The sequence below is a fragment of the Nitrospira sp. NS4 genome (genome assembly GCF_049546785.1).
GTDB lineage: Bacteria > Nitrospirota > Nitrospiria > Nitrospirales > Nitrospiraceae > Nitrospira_D.
The window spans coordinates 466,166-482,499 of the sequence record NZ_JBMWAN010000004.1 but is presented as its reverse complement, the minus strand read 5'-3'; the positions used below and the strand labels follow the sequence as shown (position 1 = coordinate 482,499).

The window sequence follows — 16,334 nt, the reverse complement described above, 5'->3', positions numbered from 1 at the left end:
TGCAGGCCTCTCCCGCCGGACGCGCTAACCGCCGCTATCCACGCGAATCGTCGCGGTGGGAGTGATCGGGCCCCGGGGATTATCGGGCTCCAGCCAGACGTTGTACTTCAGGTCTCCTCGACGAACGAAACAGATGCTGACCGACTCGCCGGGTGGAATCGTGACGAGGTCGCTCATCACCCCGAACAGGGTTCTGACGCCATGGTCACACTTCACGTCACCGAGCAACCTCATCGAGAGAAAGCCGAGGCGGATCGGGTTTGAGCGGAGATTGGTCCAGCGCACTTCTTCCCCGGGTGCGGCATAGAGAACGTTCGGCGTTACGACCTCGGAAATTTGTACGGTGTGCACGCTCGCGCGGTCCTGGGTCACCGGTTGGTGTCCGCAGGCTGAAACCATCTGAACGAGCCCCAGGCACAGGGCCACATGCGTCCGCGTCATCCTCTCTCCTTGTCGTGTTGTTGGGTCACCGAAACCTCCCCTTTTAACGGCAGAGGGGAAAAAGGTCCGGGGTTCGTCGAAATCTCATCCACGTTGTAAGTCCGGTGATTCGGAGTGAGCCGCGACGGCGTGGAATGATGAAACGGAGCTAGAGCGTTACTACAGGAGGATGGAACAGGGTATGAGTGAGCAGAGGGATATGCGGATGCTGCCGGAGCGATTCTGGCAAGAATGCAGTAAGTGCGTGAACGACTGCCGGCATAGAGACTGGGATCGAAAAGCCTTCAATAGAGAGTGAGGAGCCGAGGGTGTCTGGCGCCGCAGAGGGATCCCATAGCGTGGCAGGCACCCCCAGCATCTGCATCAATACGCAGGCGCACAACACCACGATGGCGCACAAAGCCACGAGCGGTGGAGAGGCGAACAGAATTGGTGAACGCGCGGGCATCTTGAAGTAAGATACACAACTCAGTTGGGCGGTACAACCCCGGCAGACCCTTCCTGTCCGGTATGCTCACAGGGAGTCCGCCGTCGGCCATGCGCCGGATAGGTTGCTCTTCAAATGACGGACCAATGACACGTTTGGATCGACGAGCCGGTCTCATGCTTCTCGTACTGATGCTGGGGGCACACCTTCCATCGGATTCGTATTCTGAACCGCCCAAGAAATACCGAAGTCTGTGCGACATCGCCTATCCGAGCGATGCGACGGTCGAATGGGACTGTCGCCTGTTGCGGTCGGGTGACTCGCTGGAACGCCTGTTCGGCGACAGCTGGCGCGATGTGGCGCGGTTCAACCGGATTGACCGCCGTCATGCGCATGCCGGTGTCTCGATCAAAGTCCCAAGACGGCTCGCGGCGGCGGAGTTTTTTAACCCGCTGCCGCTGGTCTATTCCGCCGCGGAGGAGGATGAGCGGTTTGTTCTGATCGACCTGGGGGAGCAGTTTTTCGGCGCCTATGAATACGGTGCGCTGCGATTTGCCCTGCCTATCGTGTCCGGCAACGGCGATAAAGAAACGCCGACCGGCGAGTTTCGCCTGACGGCCGCGCACCATTCCCATCGCTCCTGCCTCTACACAGTGGAGGGGACGGACCGGCCCTACCCGATGAACCATGCGCTCCGGTTCTATGTAAATCAGGAGGGCGTGTCCTATTGGATCCACGGGCGGGATATGCCCGGCTATCCGGCATCCCATGGCTGCATCGGGCTCTACGACGAGCCGATGCAGAACGAACAGTACGGTGTTCCGGAAGACCCGGAGCTCAACGATGCGAAGAAACTGTTCGAGTGGGTGCTTGGCGGTGAGGGGGAGGATGACAAGGTGATCCCGCTGCCACAGGGTCCGCGACTGCATATCATCGGCGAGGCGCCGAAGACTGAGCCATAGATGGCCCTGCGGTAAACATCGAGGCATTTGTCGAGGTGGAGGGTTGCCCTCATTCCTCGTGGAGCGGAGGTCCGTGCAAGGTCAACGCGCACGTGAAGGTGTGGGTGCGCCGGGTGATCGGGGGAATATCCACGGGAGGCGTTTGTCCGCCGGGACTGGGAATACCCGCCAGGTTAGATGGTGTTACGTAGGGCTATTGACCCTTGCCATTCGGCTCTGCATGATCCGTGCAAACACTGGCATACTGCGCGCCATGGACACACCGGCGCGTCGCACACTGCTTGTGATCGATGATGACGCGCAAACGCGGGACCTGTTCCGGACGACGCTCGAAACGGCGGGCTATCGTGTGTTGACCGCCGACAGCGGGCAAGCGGGCCTGCGGCTTTTGCAGCATCAGGCGGTGGACCTCATTCTTGTGGACATCTTCATGCCGGCAATGGATGGGTTGGAACTCATCCGGCGTTTACGGGCCCTTCCGTCCATCCGCAACATTATTGCCATGTCGGGCGGTGTGGGGGAATGGGATTATCTCGACATCGCGAAGCGGCTGGGGGCGAATCAGGCGCTCAGGAAACCGTGCCCTCCTCACGCGATACTCGACGCCGTGCGGGCTGAGTTGAAAGCCGATGAGAACGCATGAGTCTGCCGCGCCGGTTCCGGCTTCGGCAGGCCACTGATCACGACGCCGTTGCCAGTCGCGTTCGTCCGTGGCCCCGGGCGATCCGGGACAACTCGGACCGGTGCGGGGCACTCCGTTATCAGCGCGTTTAAACCCCGCAGGGCATTGTCCAGATCGTTTTACAGGCCATCGTACTCTGACAGGTCCAGGGCCGTAGGGCTGTTATTTCTGGTCATTCGGCTCTTCCCGCTCTTTGTCGAGATCGGAGATACTACGTAATATGATTGAGCCGACGACTCGTACCTTGCTGGTGATTGACGATGAAGCGCAAGTCCGCATGCTATTTCGGACCGCGCTCGAAGCGGCGGGGTACCGGGTCATGACCGCGGAGAATGGGCAGCACGCGTTGAATGTCCTGATGCACCAGGACGTGGATCTGATCCTTGTGGACATCTTTATGCCGGGGATGGACGGTTTGGAGCTGATTCCGCGCCTGCGCGCGACCAAGCCTTCCTGTAGGATCGTCGCGATGTCCGGCGGAACGGGAGAGTGGAACGCGTTCGACCTCGCCAAGGATCTCGGGGCCCACCATACGCTCAAAAAACCGTTCAGCCCGCGGGAGTTGATCGAAGCGATCAGCGCGCAGTTGCTCCCGAGTGAGGTGAAATGAGCCGGGTGTCCCCGGGCTGATGTCCGCGATGGGCGCATATACGTGTAGCGCCGGTGTGTGGGCCATCCCGGAGGGCGGAGATACGCGGAACAGTGCGATCCGGAGTGCCGGGCAGGCGACAGCATCCCCGGGCCTGCTGTGAGTTACGGCTCCGTGATGATGTGCCCGTCCGGTCGTCCTTCAGCTTCTCCCCATTCCGCAACCGCCTGGGCCATGTCGGCGAGCCGTTGAGCGGCGCGGCCGAACACCGTGTCGAGCGGGTATTCTCCGTCGATGGCGCGTTCGCCGGCCTGGATGCCGGTGAGCAATTCAACGGCCTCTTCCACGGTGTTCACCGCATAGACCGTGAAGTGTCCCGATTCCACTGCCTCCACCACATCGCGGCGAAGAGCCAGATGCTTGGTGTTGCGCGCGGGAATGATCACCCCTTGTTTGCCGGTCAGCCCCTTGCGAGAACAGGACTCGAAGAACCCCTCGATCTTTTCATTCACTCCGCCGATCGGCTGCACTTCGCCCAACTGGTTGACGGAACCGGTGACGGCCAGCCATTGGCGGATCGGCAGGTCGGCCAGGCTGGACAGAATCGCCGCTAACTCGGCGACGGCCGCGCTGTCTCCTTCGATTTCTGAATAGGTCTGCTCGAAGGTCAGCGAAGCGCTCATGGCAAAGGGGTGCAGTCCGGCAAACTTGCCCGCCATATAGCCGGCCAGCGTCATGACGCCTTTGCTGTGGATGTTGCCGGCCAATTCCGCTTCCCGCTGAATATCGATGACGCCCTTGGTGCCCACATAGGTGCGGGCCGTGATGCGGGTAGGGCGTCCGAACGCATAGTCGCCGAGTTGGTGGACGGAGAGTCCGTTGACCTGGCCGACGACCTCGCCGTCGAGCGCAACCATCAGGGTGCCTTCTTTGATTTCATCCTGGATCCAGTGCTCGGCCAGGTTCGACCGGTGGCGTTTGTGCGTGATCGCGGCATCGACGTCCGCCCGGGTCACAAAAGAGTGGCCTTCTTTTCTGGCCCAGTAACCGGCCTCCCGGATGAGATCGCTGACCAGGCTGAAGCGCAGCGACAGCCGGTCGTGCCGATCGGCGAACCGGAATCCTTGCCGGATGACTTCGGCCACGGCATCCGCTCCGAAATGCGGCAGCCCTTCTTCACGGCAGAGCTTGGCGATGAACCGGGCATATTGCCGATCCTGGCGCTCGCTGCGGGCCACTTCTGTGTCGAAGTCCGCCTTGACCTTGAAGAGCTTGCTGAAGTCTTCTTCATAGGCCTGGAGCAGGTGGTAGATCATCGGCGGGCCGACCATGATGACCTTCACATTGACCGGAACCGGCTCCGGTCTGAGCCCCGCCGTCGAAAACCCGTAGAACTCCCCGGGGTCTTCGATCTTCACTTCTCCCGTCTTAATCACCCGTTTCAGGGCGTCCCAGGAGAACGGCTGACGGAGGGCGTCGAGGGCGTTCACGATCAAATAGCCGCCGTTCGCCAGAAGCACGGCGCCTGCGCGGATCTCGGTAAAGTCGGTGTACATGACCCCCATGTGCGCCCGGCGTTCGATCTTGCCGATCAGGTTGGTGTAGGTCGGATGCGACTCGTCGACGACCGGTGCCCCCCCCATCGGGTCGTGCTCGACGATCAGGTTGACGAGATAGCGCGTCATGTCGGGCCGGCGGGGTTCCAAGCCGGGAATGGGGAGGTGCGGTCCCTCATGCGGGAGAAAGTCCTTGTAGTGGTGGACGATGTCCTGCTGCACCCGTTCTAAATAGGCGGCCACCGCCGCCAGATCCTGGTACGTCCGCCGCATCGTCTCGTAGGGGCCTTCCAACACCTTGGTCACGACCTGGCGGTCGAGGTGGCGCTGCTGGTCCTCGGCTTCTTTATCCAGTGTGTGGATGCGCACATGGAACTCACGGATTTCGCCTTCCAGGATCTTGCGGCGGTCCGTCAGTTCCTGCTGCTCCTGCTCGGTCATTGCCTCCATTTCCTCGTCCGTCATGGAATGGCCGGCCTTGAGCGGGACAATCCCGAACCCCACCGGGGTCTCTTCAAACCCGAACCCCTGCTTCTGGCTCATTTCCGTCAAGTCGCGAAAAAGCGCTTTTTTCTTCGTTTCAATCTCATCGTGCAGTTTGGCCTTGGCATCCAGATATTTCTTGCTCTCAAAGGCCTGCGGAATGTCGCGCCGCAATCCTTCGATGAAGGCGGCCATCTCCCGCTTGAACGAGGCCCCTTGCCCGGCCGGCAGTGAGAGACAGGCCGGGCGTGAAGGGTCCTGGAAGTTATTGACGTAGCACCAGTCGGAGGGAGGCGGCGCGCCCTGGGCCATGCGTTTGACCATCTGCCGAACGAGCGTGCCTTTCCCGGTGCCGGCAGGACCGGACACATAGAGGTTGAAGCCGGGGCTCTTCATGTGCAGGCCGAAGTCCAGGGCTTCGACCGCCCGTTCCTGCCCGATGATTTCGGTGAGGGGCTCCAGTTCGCCTGTATCCTCGAAGCCGAATTGGCTGGGATCGATCAGCGGGGAGAGCATCGAAACAGGAACTTTGAATTTGTCCGTCGTCATTTACTGGCCTTTGGCTGCAACGGGGGATGGACGGGTGACCACGGTGGCCTGCGGGCCTTTCTTGCCTTGCTCAAGGTTGAAGACGACTACCGTCCCGTCCTCCAGCTCCTCGAACGTCAGGCCCTGCAGCGAATTCTGATGGAAATACACTTCCCCGCCTCCTTCTTGGAGAATGAACCCGTAGCCCTCCTGGGGGAAGCGTTTGCAGATGACGCCCCGTTCAGGAGGGATCGGCGCGGTGCGCACCTCAGTCCGGCCCCGTTTCTCACGAAACTTGCGGAGTTCGATGGCGACGGCGTCGAAGGCGGCCCGGATCGCTTCCTCGAAGGTCTTGTCTTCCTTGCGGGCCGTCAATGTCTGACGGCCGGGGAGCGTGATGAGGACGAGCGCCTCGGCCACGTTGTCGAGCTTCTTGTGATGGCGGTTTTTCGTCAAGGTGACGCGCCCGTGGGTCAGATCGTCGTGGTTCCGTTGCAGGTCTGCCATGCGGGCTTCGATTTCCGTCTTCCATCGCGGGGTCATTTCGATATTGCGGCTTTCGATCTCGAGATCCATACGGGCTCCTCCTTTTGGCAGGATGCTGAAAAGTTCCGCCGGCGTCGTGCATCCGTAGGCTAAGGCTGAGGCTTCTTGAGAAGCAAGTCGAATCAGCCTGTCACCCCAATAGCCTGGTCGCTAATCTGTCTCAAATATACCGATCGCAAGCAATATGCCTGGTTATGAAAATGGCGAGGGGTGCGGGGCAAGAGGCTGGGGGATTGACGATTCCCGCCTCTCGCTCCCTGCCCGTTGCCTCTAGTCTTTTCTTTGAGTGGCGCGTTTTGCCCCAGCGGATTTTCTGTTGGTGAAGCTCAATGCGCCAGTGGGAATTGGGCGAGAGGCGAGGGGCAGGGGGCGAGAGGTCTGCGGCGGTGAATTCTAGAAGAGTTTCTTACTTCCCTTGCCTCTCGCCTTGTGCCTCTCGCCGGGCTTGGCTTGGAACATGACTTGCGAGAGACCTCCTTCATGCCGATGCTGAAGAAGCAGTCCCTTGAACGATACCTTCGTGCCCGTTTCGGTCCCGAAGTCACCCTCGTGTCATGCGAGGTGATCGGCAAGGCCAGTTCGGAGGGGGCCCAGAAACAATATGGCTATGGCACGCCGGTCAAAGTCACGTTCCGTGTCGGGCGCCGTCTGCAATCGGCGGTGCTGGAGACGATGAAGCCCGGTCCCTTCGGGCACGAACACATGGCCGATCGCGCGCAGGCGATGTTGTGGGATTACGATTCCTACGGGCGGCTCCCCCGTCATGTACAGTCTCTCGATGTGGGGGCTTTCATCGACAAGCAGGAACTGATCTCGGTGGCAGGGGCGCAGGAGTTCTTCGTGCTCAATCAGTGGGTGGAGGGAGCGAGTTATCACCTCGATCTTGAACGGCTCGCGAAGGGCGGGGCGCTGCGCAAGCTCGATCGGGATCGCACGGCGGCGCTCGCGCGGTATCTCGCGCAGATTCATGCGCGCAAGAAGCGGGATGCCGGCCTGTATCGCCGCCGTCTTCGCGAATTGATCGGTCATGGCGAATGCATCATGGGCCTGACCGACAGTTACCCCGAGCGGTTCGGTTTCATCACGGAAGACCTGTTGCGGTCCGTCGAAGAGGCGTGCAACCGCTGGCGCTGGCGTCTGCGGGAGAAGGCTGGGCGGCTGTCTCAGGTGCACGGCGATTTTCATCCCTGGAACGTCCTCTTCCAAAAGGGCATCGACTTCGTGGTGCTCGACCGGTCGCGCGGGGAGTGGGGCGAACCGGCCGACGATGTGACGTCGATGACGGTGAACTATCTCTTCTACTCGCTCTGCCGCTGGGGCAGGCTGCAGGGGCCGTTCGATGTGCTCTTCCGGTTGTTCTGGGAGGCGTATGTCGAGGCGAGCGGGGATGAGGAGATTACAGCCTGTGCCGCACCCTTCTTTGCGTTTCGCGGGTTGGTTCTGGCCAGTCCGGTCTGGTATCCCAAGCTGCGGATCCAGACCCGCCGCACGATCTTTACCTTTATGGAGAACGTGCTCGCCGCGTCGCGGTTCGATCCATCGAGGGTGAATGAGTATTGCGCGCTGTAGCGGCAGGCTTGAGGCAAGGGGCACGTGGCGAGAGAGAAAATGATGGTACCTCTAGCCCCTAGCCAGGCGGGTCATGAAATGACACGACATCAGGCCTTCGCCATCTGGCTCACCGGCCTGCCCGCGTCGGGAAAGAGCAGCATCGTGCGCGAGTTGCGGCCGAAGCTGGAAGCGGCGGGGCTCACTGTCGAGGTGCTGGAGTCGGACAAAGTGCGGCGTGTCCTCACGCCGACCGCAACCTATTCCGAATCGGAGAGGGATCTGTTCTATCGCGCCCTGGCCTTTACGGGAGCGCGCTTGGTGGCGCATGGCGTGACGGTCATCTTCGATGCGACCGCCACCAGGCGGGCCTATCGCGATTTCGGCCGGAGTATGATTCAGCGGTTCGTCGAGGTGGCTGTGGTCTGCCCGATCGAGACGTGCATGCAGCGCGACTACAAAGGGACCTACCAGCGCGGACAGCGGGGGGAATCCCTCACTGTGCCAGGGTTGCAGGAACCCTACGAAGCGCCGCTCCACCCGGATCTCACCATCGATACGACGAAGGTCCCCGCGCACGAGGCAGCGGGGGAAATTCTGGAACTTGTGAACGCCAAGTTTATGAGTAGATAAGACTTCGTCACCTGGCCGTTGTCCCTCCCCGATGAAGATACCGCTGAAACCATGTGCAGGCATGATCAGCCACCTGCTCCAACGTGCCCGGTTCTTCGAAGAGGTGGGTGGCGCCGGGGATGATGATGAGTTTCTTTTCACAGGTCAGGAGTTCATAGGCCGATTGGTTCATCTCGATGACCGGTTCGTCCCAGCCGCCGACGATCAGGAGCGTCGGCGCGGTCACTGACGCGAGATACGGCTCAGCCAAGTCAGGTCTTCCGCCTCGCGAGACCACGGCCTGGATCTTCGAGGGATCTCTGGCTGCGGCTTGCAAGGCCGCGCCGGCTCCGGTGCTGGCTCCGAAGTAGCCGATACCCAGCTCCTTCGTGCGAGGTTCCTCTTCGAGCCAGGCCTTGGCCAGCAACAACCGGTCGGCCAGCAGATCGATATCAAACACCTTGCCCCGATCATCGGCTTCATCCGGCGTCAATAAATCAAGCAGCAGGGTTGCGAGGCCGTGTTGCTGCAGATGGCGGGCAACAAAGTTGTTCCGAGGACTGAACCGGCCGCTGCCGCTGCCGTGCGCAAAGACGACGACGCCGCGCGGACCGGCCGGAAGTCCGAGTATTCCCTCAAGAGAGACCCGGCCTCGCGTGATCCGTACGGCATGCTCGTGTGAAGTGGTCATGGCTTGGCCTGTTTCTTTGCGGGGCCGCAGGGAGCCGGACGGTTGAGCTCCGGCGGCAAGGTGGTCTGCTCGTCGACACAGGCGCGGTCGAGTTGGGCCTGCGTCAGCCCGGTCACGGAGGTCAGCGTCGCGCCCCGCAAATTCGCGCGACGGAGATCGGCTGCATCGAGCCGTGCCCCGGTTAGGTTGGCTCCGGCCATCGTGGCATCCTGGAGGTTCGCTTCATGAAGATTTGTATGTGTGAGGTTGGCGTGGTTGAAATGCGAGCCGCTCAGATCCGCTGCGACGAGGTTGGCCGCTTCCAGGTTGGCCTCGTTGAATTGAGCCTGCCGGAGGGAGGTTTTCGGCGCATAGATTTCAGACAGGTCAGCTTTTGAGAAGTTGGGGCGTGATCCCCGTGCTCCGATGAAGACGGCCCGATATAGGTGCGCCTCACGGAAATCGGCCTCATCGATATGGGCGTGATAGAAGATCGCCATCCGGAGCTTGGACGATTGCAGATTCGTTTTCACCAGCCGTGCCCCTTCCAGGTTGGCCTCTTCCAGATCCGCTTGATTCAAATTCGCTCCCTGTAGATTGGCGTAACGCATGTCCGCTCCGCGGAGAATAGCCTCTCGCAGGTTAGCCTCGTGCAAATTCGTTTCGTCCATGTAGGCGCCTTCCAGGTCGGCTTCCATCAGACGAGCCTGCTCAAGTCTGGCGCTGTCGAGCAGGGCTCCCTGGAGATTCGCCTGACGCAGGTTGGCCTTCGTGAGGACGGTGCGGCGCAGGTCGGCTCCCATCAGATCGGTTCCTTCGAGTGTCGCGCGCTGCAGGATGGCGCCGTAAAAATAGCTATCCACGAAGTTGGCATTGGTCAGATCGGCCGAGGACAGATCTGCGCCCTCAAAATGGGCCCGCTCGAACGTGGACTCGGCCAGACGGGCGCCGACGAGAGCGGCGTCATAGAGCGCGGCTTCATCGCCGATGGCGCGGAACATGTGCGCCCCGGACAAGCGGGCATGCCGGAGGTCGGCACCGGAGAGGTTGCTGTCTTCCAGGATGGCGTTCGCCAGATCAGCTCCCGCCAGGCTTGCCTGGCTCAAATTGCTGTGGGCCAGCCGCGCTTGCCGGAGATTGGCCCCTTCGAGCTGGGCTCGTTCCAGATCCGCTTCTGTCAGCGCCGCCTGGCGCAGGTCGGACTGGCACAGATCGGCACGGTGATATGCCGGGTTGTTGCGTTGCTCGAGCCACTGTCCATGGGATTCGATGAGCGCGCGCAATGTCTTGGCCGGAACAGGTTTGTTTTTAAAGGGACTGCTGCATTGCCCGGCATGGGTAGGGGCGGGGCTTGACTGTCCGGCGTAGGTGATGCTGCCGGAGCCGATCGTCAACCCGACGATCAGCAGGGTCCGGAGGATATCGGCATTCAAACAGGCTCGCTTCATCTGGTGTCTCCTTAAAAGGTAAAATTCATCGATTCGTGACCATGCCATATTTAGTGAGAACGATCCACAGTCCGGGCGAGATCTTCTAGCTGGGATGAGATCCGCACCTCGTAGGGCCGGGCTTCCTCCAGAATTCTGAGCGGGGCTGGGAGTTGCGTGAGTTGCGTCGCCACCCGTCGGCGGATGTCGGCCAATGCCGGCGAGGGAGCGAGGCGGCGGCCTGTTCTCATGACGGGTTCAAGCAGCGGGGCGCCCTCGGCCCTGTCATCCAGCGTTGTGACCAGATCGTGCTCACATCCCCCGTCATGACCGTAGCGGCGGTAGACCTGTTTGCGGCCCGGCCAGGTGGCCTTTCCCTCCGACCGTTTGCGGCAGGGGCGGCCGGCATATTCCTGGAGTTTGTAGGCGCAGTCCAGCGAGGGCGCATCCGCGGAGGTGGTCATGGCCGTGCCGACGGCAAAGCTGTCGATCGGCGCGCGGCCCAGGATCAACTCCTTCAGACGGTATTCGTCGAGATTGCCGCTGGCGAGGATTTGTGCGTGGGGCAAGCTTCCCTCGTCCAGGATCCGACGAACCTTCCTGGCATGGTCGGCCAGGTTTCCGCTGTCCAGCCGCACGCCTTTCACCGTGATGCCCTTGGCTTTGAGCGAAGGGGCCAACGTAACGACCTTTTGGGCGGCGGCCTCCGTGTCGTAGGTGTCGATCAGGAGGACGACATTATCCGGCTGGGCCCGGGCAAAGTGCTCGAAGGCGATGGCTTCATCTCTGTGCGCCTGCACGAAGGAGTGGGCCATGGTGCCGTAGAGGGGGATGCCATAGGCCATGCCGGCCAGGACGGTCGCGGTGCCGGAGAAGCCGGCCAGATAGCTGGCCCGTGCCGCGAGCAGGCCGGCTTCGGCCCCGTGCGCGCGCCGCAGGCCGAAGTCGATGAGCGGTTTCCCCTCTGCAATCAGCACGGACCGCGCAGCCTTTGATGCGATCATGGTTTGGAAGTTCAGGAGGTTCATGACGCGGGTCTCGAGGAGCTGCGCTTGCGGGAGCGGCGCGACGATCCGGAGGATCGGCTCATGCGGGAAGAAGATCGTTCCTTCGGGCATGGCATCCACATCGCCGGTGAAGCGTAGCGTCTCCAGGTAGCGCAGAAGGCCCGGCGAGAACCGTCCCGTCCGGCTCAGCCAGGCGAGTTCTGCCTGCGTGACCTGCAACTCCGAGAGAAAGTCCAGGACCTGTTCAAGGCCGGCGGCCACCAGGAAGTTCCGGTGGGGCGGCAGTTTGCGGACAAACAGTTCGAAGACCGCCGGCTCCAGCATGTGCTGTTCATGGTAGGCCTGTGCCATGGTGAGTTGGTATAGATCGGTCAGCAGTGCGCTTGTCGAAGGGTTCATGCGGTCAGCATCTCCACATGGACCGGGACCGCTCCCAGGTTGATCATCTCCTCTTCGGCGTGACGACCGTCCTCGGGCCGGAGGTTCACCGCCCTGATGCCGTCTGTCAGCAGGCAGACGGCATAGCCCAAGGCCCGGGCGTCCTTCACCGTGTTCAACACGCAATAATCGGTCGCCAGGCCGCCGATGAACAGCCGCCGCACGCCGATGGCCCGGAGATGGCGATGCAGCAGAGTGTCCTGAAATGCCGAGTAGGCTTCGTGGTCGGCGTCGATCGCCTTATAGATGATGACGGCCGATGCAGGCGCGTCGAAGATCGCCGGCGGTAAAGAGCCGGGCGAACCGGCCACACAGTGCACGGGCCACACCCCTCCCTCTGTCCGGAACGAACAATGATGGGGCGGGTGCCAATCGCGTGTCAGAAAAACGGGAAGACCGTGAGTGTGGAATCGGCGCATGTAGCTCAGCAGGGGGGGGAGGATCTCGTCTCCGCCGCGGATGCCGAGGGCGCCGCCGGGGAGGAAATCGTTCTGGATGTCGGCAATCAGCAGGGCATCGTCAGGTGTGAGGGATATCATGAAAGTAGGAATTGTACTGTATGATTGGTGATTGCGAGATTGCAGACCCCGGCCCCGCACCATTTCGCAAGATCAATACATTGTCCCTTGCCTCGTCACCGCCCCTGCTGTGAGAGGAGACGGATATAGGCCAGCACGTCCTGCATTTCTCCGTCGGTGAGCTGGCCTCTCCAGGAATGCATCGGACTGAAGACGACGCCGTGTTCGATGGTGCGGAGCAATTCCTCATCCGATTTCATGAACGACCGGAACCGTTGGAAGTTTGCCGGCGGGACCTTCAATTCCGCGGCCGACGGTCCGTCCCCCCATCCGCTGGGGCCGTGGCAGGTAGAGCAGTGACGCTGGTAAATGGCTTTCCCTCTCTCCACATCGGCGGGAAAGTCCTGAGCCGTAACGTGAAGAGGCATGAAGAGACTGAGCCAGGCGGCCAACGCGAGCGATCGGGGTTTCAGGCGCATCATTAACTCTTCTTGGTGGTATGGGCGATAAATGAAGTCAACAACTGTTGCAGCTTTTTGCTGCCGCACTGAGGACATTGCAGGTCGCCTCGTTCGTGCTCTTTCAGCGTGACGACGATCATCGATTCCTTACCGCAGTCCAGGCATTTGTAGTCGTACATCGGTGCCATGACAAGGATCTCCTCAGTGAAAGACCAGGAGCGGGCACGGGGCCTGGTGGAGAACGGCGTGCGAGACGCTGCCCAGGACCATGCGGGTCACTCCATGGCGGCCGCGCGAGCCCATCATCAAGAGATCGGGGTTCAGCGTCTTGGCTTCACGCAGAATCGCCTCCACCGGCGCGCCGAGCACCGCCCTGCGCTGTACCGTATGGCCCAGTGCCGTCAGTTGAGCGGCGACCGTCTCTGTGAAGGATTCGGCGCCGCGGAGCGACTCGCTCTCCAGTTGCTTTGCCGTCACGGCATCCACCGGCCAGGGCGGCGTGGTCTGCGGGAGGACGGTCAGGAGGGTGATGGTCACCGGTTCACGAAACGGTGTTTGTCGCAGGAACAGCAACGCACGCTCCGCATCCTGCGATCCCTGCAAGGGAAGCAGGACCCGCTTCAAGGTCTTCATGAGGCCGGGCAGAATGAACGTGGCGCAGGGAGCAAATGTCAGGACCCGGTGGGACACGCTTCCCATGAACCGTTCCTTGATCGGGCCGAGGCCGCGCGCCCCCACCAGGACCAGATCCGCCTGATGCGTGGCCGCATACTCCACGATCCGGTCGGCGGGTGAGCCGATTTCCAGATGCTTTGTCACGGGGCCCGCATCCATCGGCAGGAGCGAGACGATCCGTTCCAGCAGCCGGTTGCCGTCCTCCCGCATGTTCTGCTCGACGGTGGCGTACAACTCCTGTGCGACTTCGGGCACCATCATCGGATAGGCCGGTCTGGGCACGTCCAGCACATGCAGCAGGTGCAACTCGTCGGCGCGGGACAGGTACTTCAGTGCCCGCACAGCCTCGTACGATTGATCAGATCCATCGACAGCAAGCAGCAGCTTCATGGGCCTCCCCTCTTAGTGGCAATCCGTCGGGCAGAAGAACAGAAGATAGATGCCGATGGCCACGCCAAGCGCGATCGCTCCAACCAGCAGCCATTGTGTGCGCGTCATGCTCTCCTCCCTTTGGAACAAGGAATGAGCAAGTCCAATGCCGTCTGCTTAATGGTCTCGTGAGGGTGAGCGAAGAGGCGTAAGGGATCGAAGAGAGCGACATATTCGGCCCGTTTATTCCCCTTTCGTTTCAGGTTTGACGGTTGCGGGCTTGCAGTCCCTGTCGCCTTCTGCCACAGGAAGGGTTTCTCCACTGTAGCAGGGCTCCCCCAATTTTGAGAAGGGTAGCTGACAGCCGACGGCTCATGGCAGGAGAAGTGGGGAGCCAATTATTGGGTCTATGCGCAATCAGCCAGCGACATATCAACTCCTCATGCCGTGGCACTGCCCTTGCTGTGAATGGGGGTGAACGTTTACGGTGAGGTGGCAATGAAGGGATCGCTGTTTTCCCATATTCTGGTGCCGGTGGATTTTTCTCCCTGTTCGGAAGAAGCCTTTCAGGTGGCCTGCGATCTCGCTCGCCTCTGTGAGGCGAAGGTCACGTTGCTGTATGTGATTGATATGGGCGCTGTCGCCTCCCTCAATCGACTGGGACTGCTGGCGGTGCCGTCCGATGCCCCCGCCCAAAAGCGCCGCCTACGGCATTATGCCCGGTTCCATGTCCGGCGTTTGCTCGAATCGGAGGCGGCCAAAGGGGTTACGATGAAGCGCGTGGTTTTGGAAGGGGCGCCGTTCGTCGAGATTGCCAAGACGGCCCGGGTGGAAAAGGTCGATCTGGTCGTCATGGGGAGCTATGGGGGACGGTCGGGCAGCGTCGATAAGATTTTCTTCGGCAGCACAGCGGAGAAAGTAGTGCGAACGGCCGGTTGTCCGGTGCTGACGGTGCCGCTACCGGTCAAGGCGCGATCTTGAGCGGTACACGAGAGGCAGAGAGGATGAGGAGGTCATGATGAAGCGAGGACGGCAGTCGTTGAGATGGGCCATGGGATTGAGCGTGGCCTGGGCTTTGTGGGGCGGAGTGGATCTGCCGCTCTGGTCGCAACCGGAGCAGGTGGTCGAGGTGACGATCAAGGATTTTAAGTTTGTGACGAAGCAGGGCACGCTCCGGCTGGGGGTTCCGACGGTGATCAGAGTCAAGAATGAGGACTCAGAGCGCCACGATTTCGGCTCGACGATGTTTGAAGGGATTCCGACGCAAGTTGAACGGGACGGCGTCGTGGTCTATGGGCCTGGGCTGGGAGGGGTGTTCCTGGATGCGAAACGGGAGGCGGCCATCCGGTTCAACATGTCCCGTCCCGGCCGCCATGAGTTCCGCTGTTCGATCCATCCCAATATGACGGGAGAGTTATTAATGCTGAATGTGGAGGCTGTGTGAGCATAGAGAGGGAGCGGCCGCGTATCCTGTTCGCTACCGATTTTTCACCCTGGGCGGCTCAAGCGGAGGCCTATGCCCTGTGTCTGGCCTCCACCTGGCGGGCTTCGTTGACGGCGGTCAACGTGCTGGAATTCCAGCCGGGCATGAATCCGGAGTATGAGGTCAACCGTCTCTTTTTGGCTGAACTCATGAAGGGGGCCACGCAAGAGCTGGCCGATCTCAAGTCGCGCGTCGCGGCGCGCGGGATCTCCTTGCACACGCGGATCGCCACAGGGATTCCCAGCGAAGAAATTCTGGGGGCTGCCCGCGCGGAAGATTCGGACCTGATCGTGGTCGGGACCAAAGGCAAGACGGGGCTTGCCCATGTGCTGCTAGGCAGTACGGCGGAGCGTGTGATCCGGACGGCTCCCTGTCCGGTCCTGGCCGTGCGGGCCGAACCGTCCGATCAGGCCGGCAAGGATTCCCATCCTTGCGCGGGAGTCGGCTTGCATCGGGTGCTGGTCCCGGTCGATTTTTCCGATTGTTCGCTCGAGGCTCTCGAGTATGCGGCCCTCCTGGCGCAGCGCTCGGGATCGTCTCTCTCGCTGCTGCATGTGCTGGAACCAGTCTCTTACGGGTTGGACTTTACCTTGTCGCTTGAGCGCAAGCGGGGAGAGATGAGAGAGCGGTTGACGCAGCGGCTGGCCGGTTTTGTGGAGGCGCTGGCAGGGGCGAAGATCACCGCCGACTCGCATGTGCGGGGAGGGCTTCCGGCCGACTCGATTCTGGACAGCGCCAGGACTCTGCCGGCGGATGTGATCGTCATGGGCACCCACGGCCGCCGGGGCTTGTCGCATGCGCTGAGCGGTAGCGTGACCGAGGCCGTACTGCGGCAATCCCGTTGCCCTGTCTTGACGGTGCGAAGCCCGAAGTTTGCCGCCGGCCATCGCCGCGTGATTCCCGTGTCGTAAA

At 61.4% G+C, this 16,334-nt stretch carries 19 protein-coding genes; 9 read left to right on the top strand and 10 right to left on the bottom strand.

The window, feature by feature from the left end:
- Positions 1–24: 24 nt before the first annotated feature.
- Positions 25–441: a hypothetical protein gene (locus ACO9S2_RS14205; protein ID WP_423723031.1), complete on the bottom strand. Its 417-nt coding sequence runs from the start codon at positions 439–441 to the stop codon at positions 25–27.
- Positions 442–749: 308 nt separating this feature from the next.
- Between ACO9S2_RS14205 and ACO9S2_RS14200 the strand changes: the two genes are divergently transcribed.
- From ACO9S2_RS14200 to ACO9S2_RS14185, 4 genes are all read left to right on the top strand, one after another.
- On the top strand, positions 750–899 hold the full coding sequence (locus tag ACO9S2_RS14200; RefSeq protein ID WP_423723030.1) for a hypothetical protein: 150 nt from the start codon (positions 750–752) through the stop codon (positions 897–899).
- Positions 900–1,044: 145 nt separating this feature from the next.
- Positions 1,045–1,830, top strand: a complete 786-nt coding sequence (locus ACO9S2_RS14195) for a L,D-transpeptidase (RefSeq protein ID WP_423723029.1) — start codon at positions 1,045–1,047, stop codon at positions 1,828–1,830.
- 253 nt (positions 1,831–2,083) lie between these two features.
- Positions 2,084–2,473: a response regulator gene (locus tag ACO9S2_RS14190; protein ID WP_423723028.1), complete on the top strand. Its 390-nt coding sequence runs from the start codon at positions 2,084–2,086 to the stop codon at positions 2,471–2,473.
- A gap of 259 nt (positions 2,474–2,732) precedes the next feature.
- Entirely contained in the window at positions 2,733–3,122 is a 390-nt protein-coding gene (locus ACO9S2_RS14185) for a response regulator (protein ID WP_423723027.1), read from the top strand.
- A 143-nt stretch (positions 3,123–3,265) separates the two neighbouring features.
- Here the strand turns inward: ACO9S2_RS14185 and ACO9S2_RS14180 are convergent, their stop codons facing one another.
- Positions 3,266–5,689 carry a Lon protease family protein gene (locus tag ACO9S2_RS14180; RefSeq protein WP_423723026.1) on the bottom strand — a complete coding sequence of 808 codons (2,424 nt, stop codon included), beginning with the start codon at positions 5,687–5,689 and terminating at the stop codon, positions 3,266–3,268.
- A complete protein-coding gene (locus ACO9S2_RS14175) occupies positions 5,690–6,244 on the bottom strand; it encodes a cold shock domain-containing protein (RefSeq protein WP_423723025.1) in 555 nt (184 codons plus the stop codon).
- Positions 6,245–6,694: 450 nt separating this feature from the next.
- On the opposite strand from ACO9S2_RS14175, the gene ACO9S2_RS14170 reads away from it, so the two are divergent.
- Positions 6,695–7,783: a phosphotransferase family protein gene (locus tag ACO9S2_RS14170; RefSeq protein ID WP_423723024.1), complete on the top strand. Its 1,089-nt coding sequence runs from the start codon at positions 6,695–6,697 to the stop codon at positions 7,781–7,783.
- Between the two features lie 78 nt (positions 7,784–7,861).
- Positions 7,862–8,395, top strand: coding sequence for an adenylyl-sulfate kinase (locus ACO9S2_RS14165; RefSeq protein WP_423723023.1), 534 nt, complete (start codon positions 7,862–7,864; stop codon positions 8,393–8,395).
- Between the two features lie 7 nt (positions 8,396–8,402).
- Here the strand turns inward: ACO9S2_RS14165 and ACO9S2_RS14160 are convergent, their stop codons facing one another.
- From ACO9S2_RS14160 to ACO9S2_RS14130, 7 genes are all read right to left on the bottom strand, one after another.
- Complete coding sequence (locus tag ACO9S2_RS14160) at positions 8,403–9,065, bottom strand: dienelactone hydrolase family protein (RefSeq protein ID WP_423723022.1); 663 nt, start codon at positions 9,063–9,065, stop codon at positions 8,403–8,405.
- Positions 9,062–10,492 (bottom strand): pentapeptide repeat-containing protein, encoded by a 1,431-nt coding sequence (locus ACO9S2_RS14155; RefSeq protein WP_423723021.1) that lies wholly within the window; start codon positions 10,490–10,492, stop codon positions 9,062–9,064. Before ACO9S2_RS14155 ends, ACO9S2_RS14160 begins: the two co-directional genes overlap by 4 nt.
- A 50-nt stretch (positions 10,493–10,542) precedes the next feature.
- A complete protein-coding gene (locus ACO9S2_RS14150; protein ID WP_423723020.1) occupies positions 10,543–11,877 on the bottom strand; it encodes a nicotinate phosphoribosyltransferase in 1,335 nt (444 codons plus the stop codon).
- Entirely contained in the window at positions 11,874–12,455 is a 582-nt protein-coding gene (locus tag ACO9S2_RS14145) for an isochorismatase family protein (protein ID WP_423723019.1), read from the bottom strand. Before ACO9S2_RS14145 ends, ACO9S2_RS14150 begins: the two co-directional genes overlap by 4 nt.
- 95 nt (positions 12,456–12,550) lie before the next feature.
- Positions 12,551–12,916, bottom strand: a complete 366-nt coding sequence (locus ACO9S2_RS14140; protein WP_423723018.1) for a c-type cytochrome — start codon at positions 12,914–12,916, stop codon at positions 12,551–12,553.
- A complete protein-coding gene (locus ACO9S2_RS14135; RefSeq protein WP_423723017.1) occupies positions 12,916–13,083 on the bottom strand; it encodes an FmdB family zinc ribbon protein in 168 nt (55 codons plus the stop codon). The genes ACO9S2_RS14140 and ACO9S2_RS14135 overlap by 1 nt, the downstream gene beginning before the upstream one ends.
- A 13-nt stretch (positions 13,084–13,096) precedes the next feature.
- The gene (locus ACO9S2_RS14130) at positions 13,097–13,960 is read right to left on the bottom strand and encodes a universal stress protein (RefSeq protein ID WP_423723016.1); all 864 of its coding nucleotides are present in this window, start codon (positions 13,958–13,960) and stop codon (positions 13,097–13,099) included.
- A gap of 477 nt (positions 13,961–14,437) precedes the next feature.
- On the opposite strand from ACO9S2_RS14130, the gene ACO9S2_RS14125 reads away from it, so the two are divergent.
- The 3 genes from ACO9S2_RS14125 to ACO9S2_RS14115 are packed head-to-tail and all read left to right on the top strand — an operon-like array spanning position 14,438 to position 16,333.
- The gene (locus tag ACO9S2_RS14125; protein WP_423723015.1) at positions 14,438–14,920 is read left to right on the top strand and encodes a universal stress protein; all 483 of its coding nucleotides are present in this window, start codon (positions 14,438–14,440) and stop codon (positions 14,918–14,920) included.
- A 34-nt stretch (positions 14,921–14,954) separates the two neighbouring features.
- Positions 14,955–15,383 carry a hypothetical protein gene (locus ACO9S2_RS14120; protein ID WP_423723014.1) on the top strand — a complete coding sequence of 143 codons (429 nt, stop codon included), beginning with the start codon at positions 14,955–14,957 and terminating at the stop codon, positions 15,381–15,383.
- On the top strand, positions 15,380–16,333 hold the full coding sequence (locus tag ACO9S2_RS14115) for a universal stress protein (protein WP_423723013.1): 954 nt from the start codon (positions 15,380–15,382) through the stop codon (positions 16,331–16,333). The genes ACO9S2_RS14120 and ACO9S2_RS14115 overlap by 4 nt, the downstream gene beginning before the upstream one ends.
- The last annotated feature ends 1 nt before the right edge of the window (position 16,334 follow it).

Bases quoted from the DNA above. Each gene is read 5' to 3' on its own strand.
- ACO9S2_RS14205 (WP_423723031.1), bottom strand. From the start codon at position 441: ATGACGCGGACGCATGTGGCCCTGTGCCTGGGGCTCGTTCAGATGGTT.
- ACO9S2_RS14195 (WP_423723029.1), top strand. From the start codon at position 1,045: ATGCTTCTCGTACTGATGCTGGGGGCACACCTTCCATCGGATTCGTAT.
- ACO9S2_RS14190 (WP_423723028.1), top strand. From the start codon at position 2,084: ATGGACACACCGGCGCGTCGCACACTGCTTGTGATCGATGATGACGCG.
- ACO9S2_RS14185 (WP_423723027.1), top strand. From the start codon at position 2,733: ATGATTGAGCCGACGACTCGTACCTTGCTGGTGATTGACGATGAAGCG.
- ACO9S2_RS14180 (WP_423723026.1), bottom strand. From the start codon at position 5,689: ATGACGACGGACAAATTCAAAGTTCCTGTTTCGATGCTCTCCCCGCTG.
- ACO9S2_RS14175 (WP_423723025.1), bottom strand. From the start codon at position 6,244: ATGGATCTCGAGATCGAAAGCCGCAATATCGAAATGACCCCGCGATGG.
- ACO9S2_RS14170 (WP_423723024.1), top strand. From the start codon at position 6,695: ATGCCGATGCTGAAGAAGCAGTCCCTTGAACGATACCTTCGTGCCCGT.
- ACO9S2_RS14165 (WP_423723023.1), top strand. From the start codon at position 7,862: ATGACACGACATCAGGCCTTCGCCATCTGGCTCACCGGCCTGCCCGCG.
- ACO9S2_RS14160 (WP_423723022.1), bottom strand. From the start codon at position 9,065: ATGACCACTTCACACGAGCATGCCGTACGGATCACGCGAGGCCGGGTC.
- ACO9S2_RS14155 (WP_423723021.1), bottom strand. From the start codon at position 10,492: ATGAAGCGAGCCTGTTTGAATGCCGATATCCTCCGGACCCTGCTGATC.
- ACO9S2_RS14150 (WP_423723020.1), bottom strand. From the start codon at position 11,877: ATGAACCCTTCGACAAGCGCACTGCTGACCGATCTATACCAACTCACC.
- ACO9S2_RS14145 (WP_423723019.1), bottom strand. From the start codon at position 12,455: ATGATATCCCTCACACCTGACGATGCCCTGCTGATTGCCGACATCCAG.
- ACO9S2_RS14140 (WP_423723018.1), bottom strand. From the start codon at position 12,916: ATGATGCGCCTGAAACCCCGATCGCTCGCGTTGGCCGCCTGGCTCAGT.
- ACO9S2_RS14135 (WP_423723017.1), bottom strand. From the start codon at position 13,083: ATGGCACCGATGTACGACTACAAATGCCTGGACTGCGGTAAGGAATCG.
- ACO9S2_RS14130 (WP_423723016.1), bottom strand. From the start codon at position 13,960: ATGAAGCTGCTGCTTGCTGTCGATGGATCTGATCAATCGTACGAGGCT.
- ACO9S2_RS14125 (WP_423723015.1), top strand. From the start codon at position 14,438: ATGAAGGGATCGCTGTTTTCCCATATTCTGGTGCCGGTGGATTTTTCT.
- ACO9S2_RS14120 (WP_423723014.1), top strand. From the start codon at position 14,955: ATGATGAAGCGAGGACGGCAGTCGTTGAGATGGGCCATGGGATTGAGC.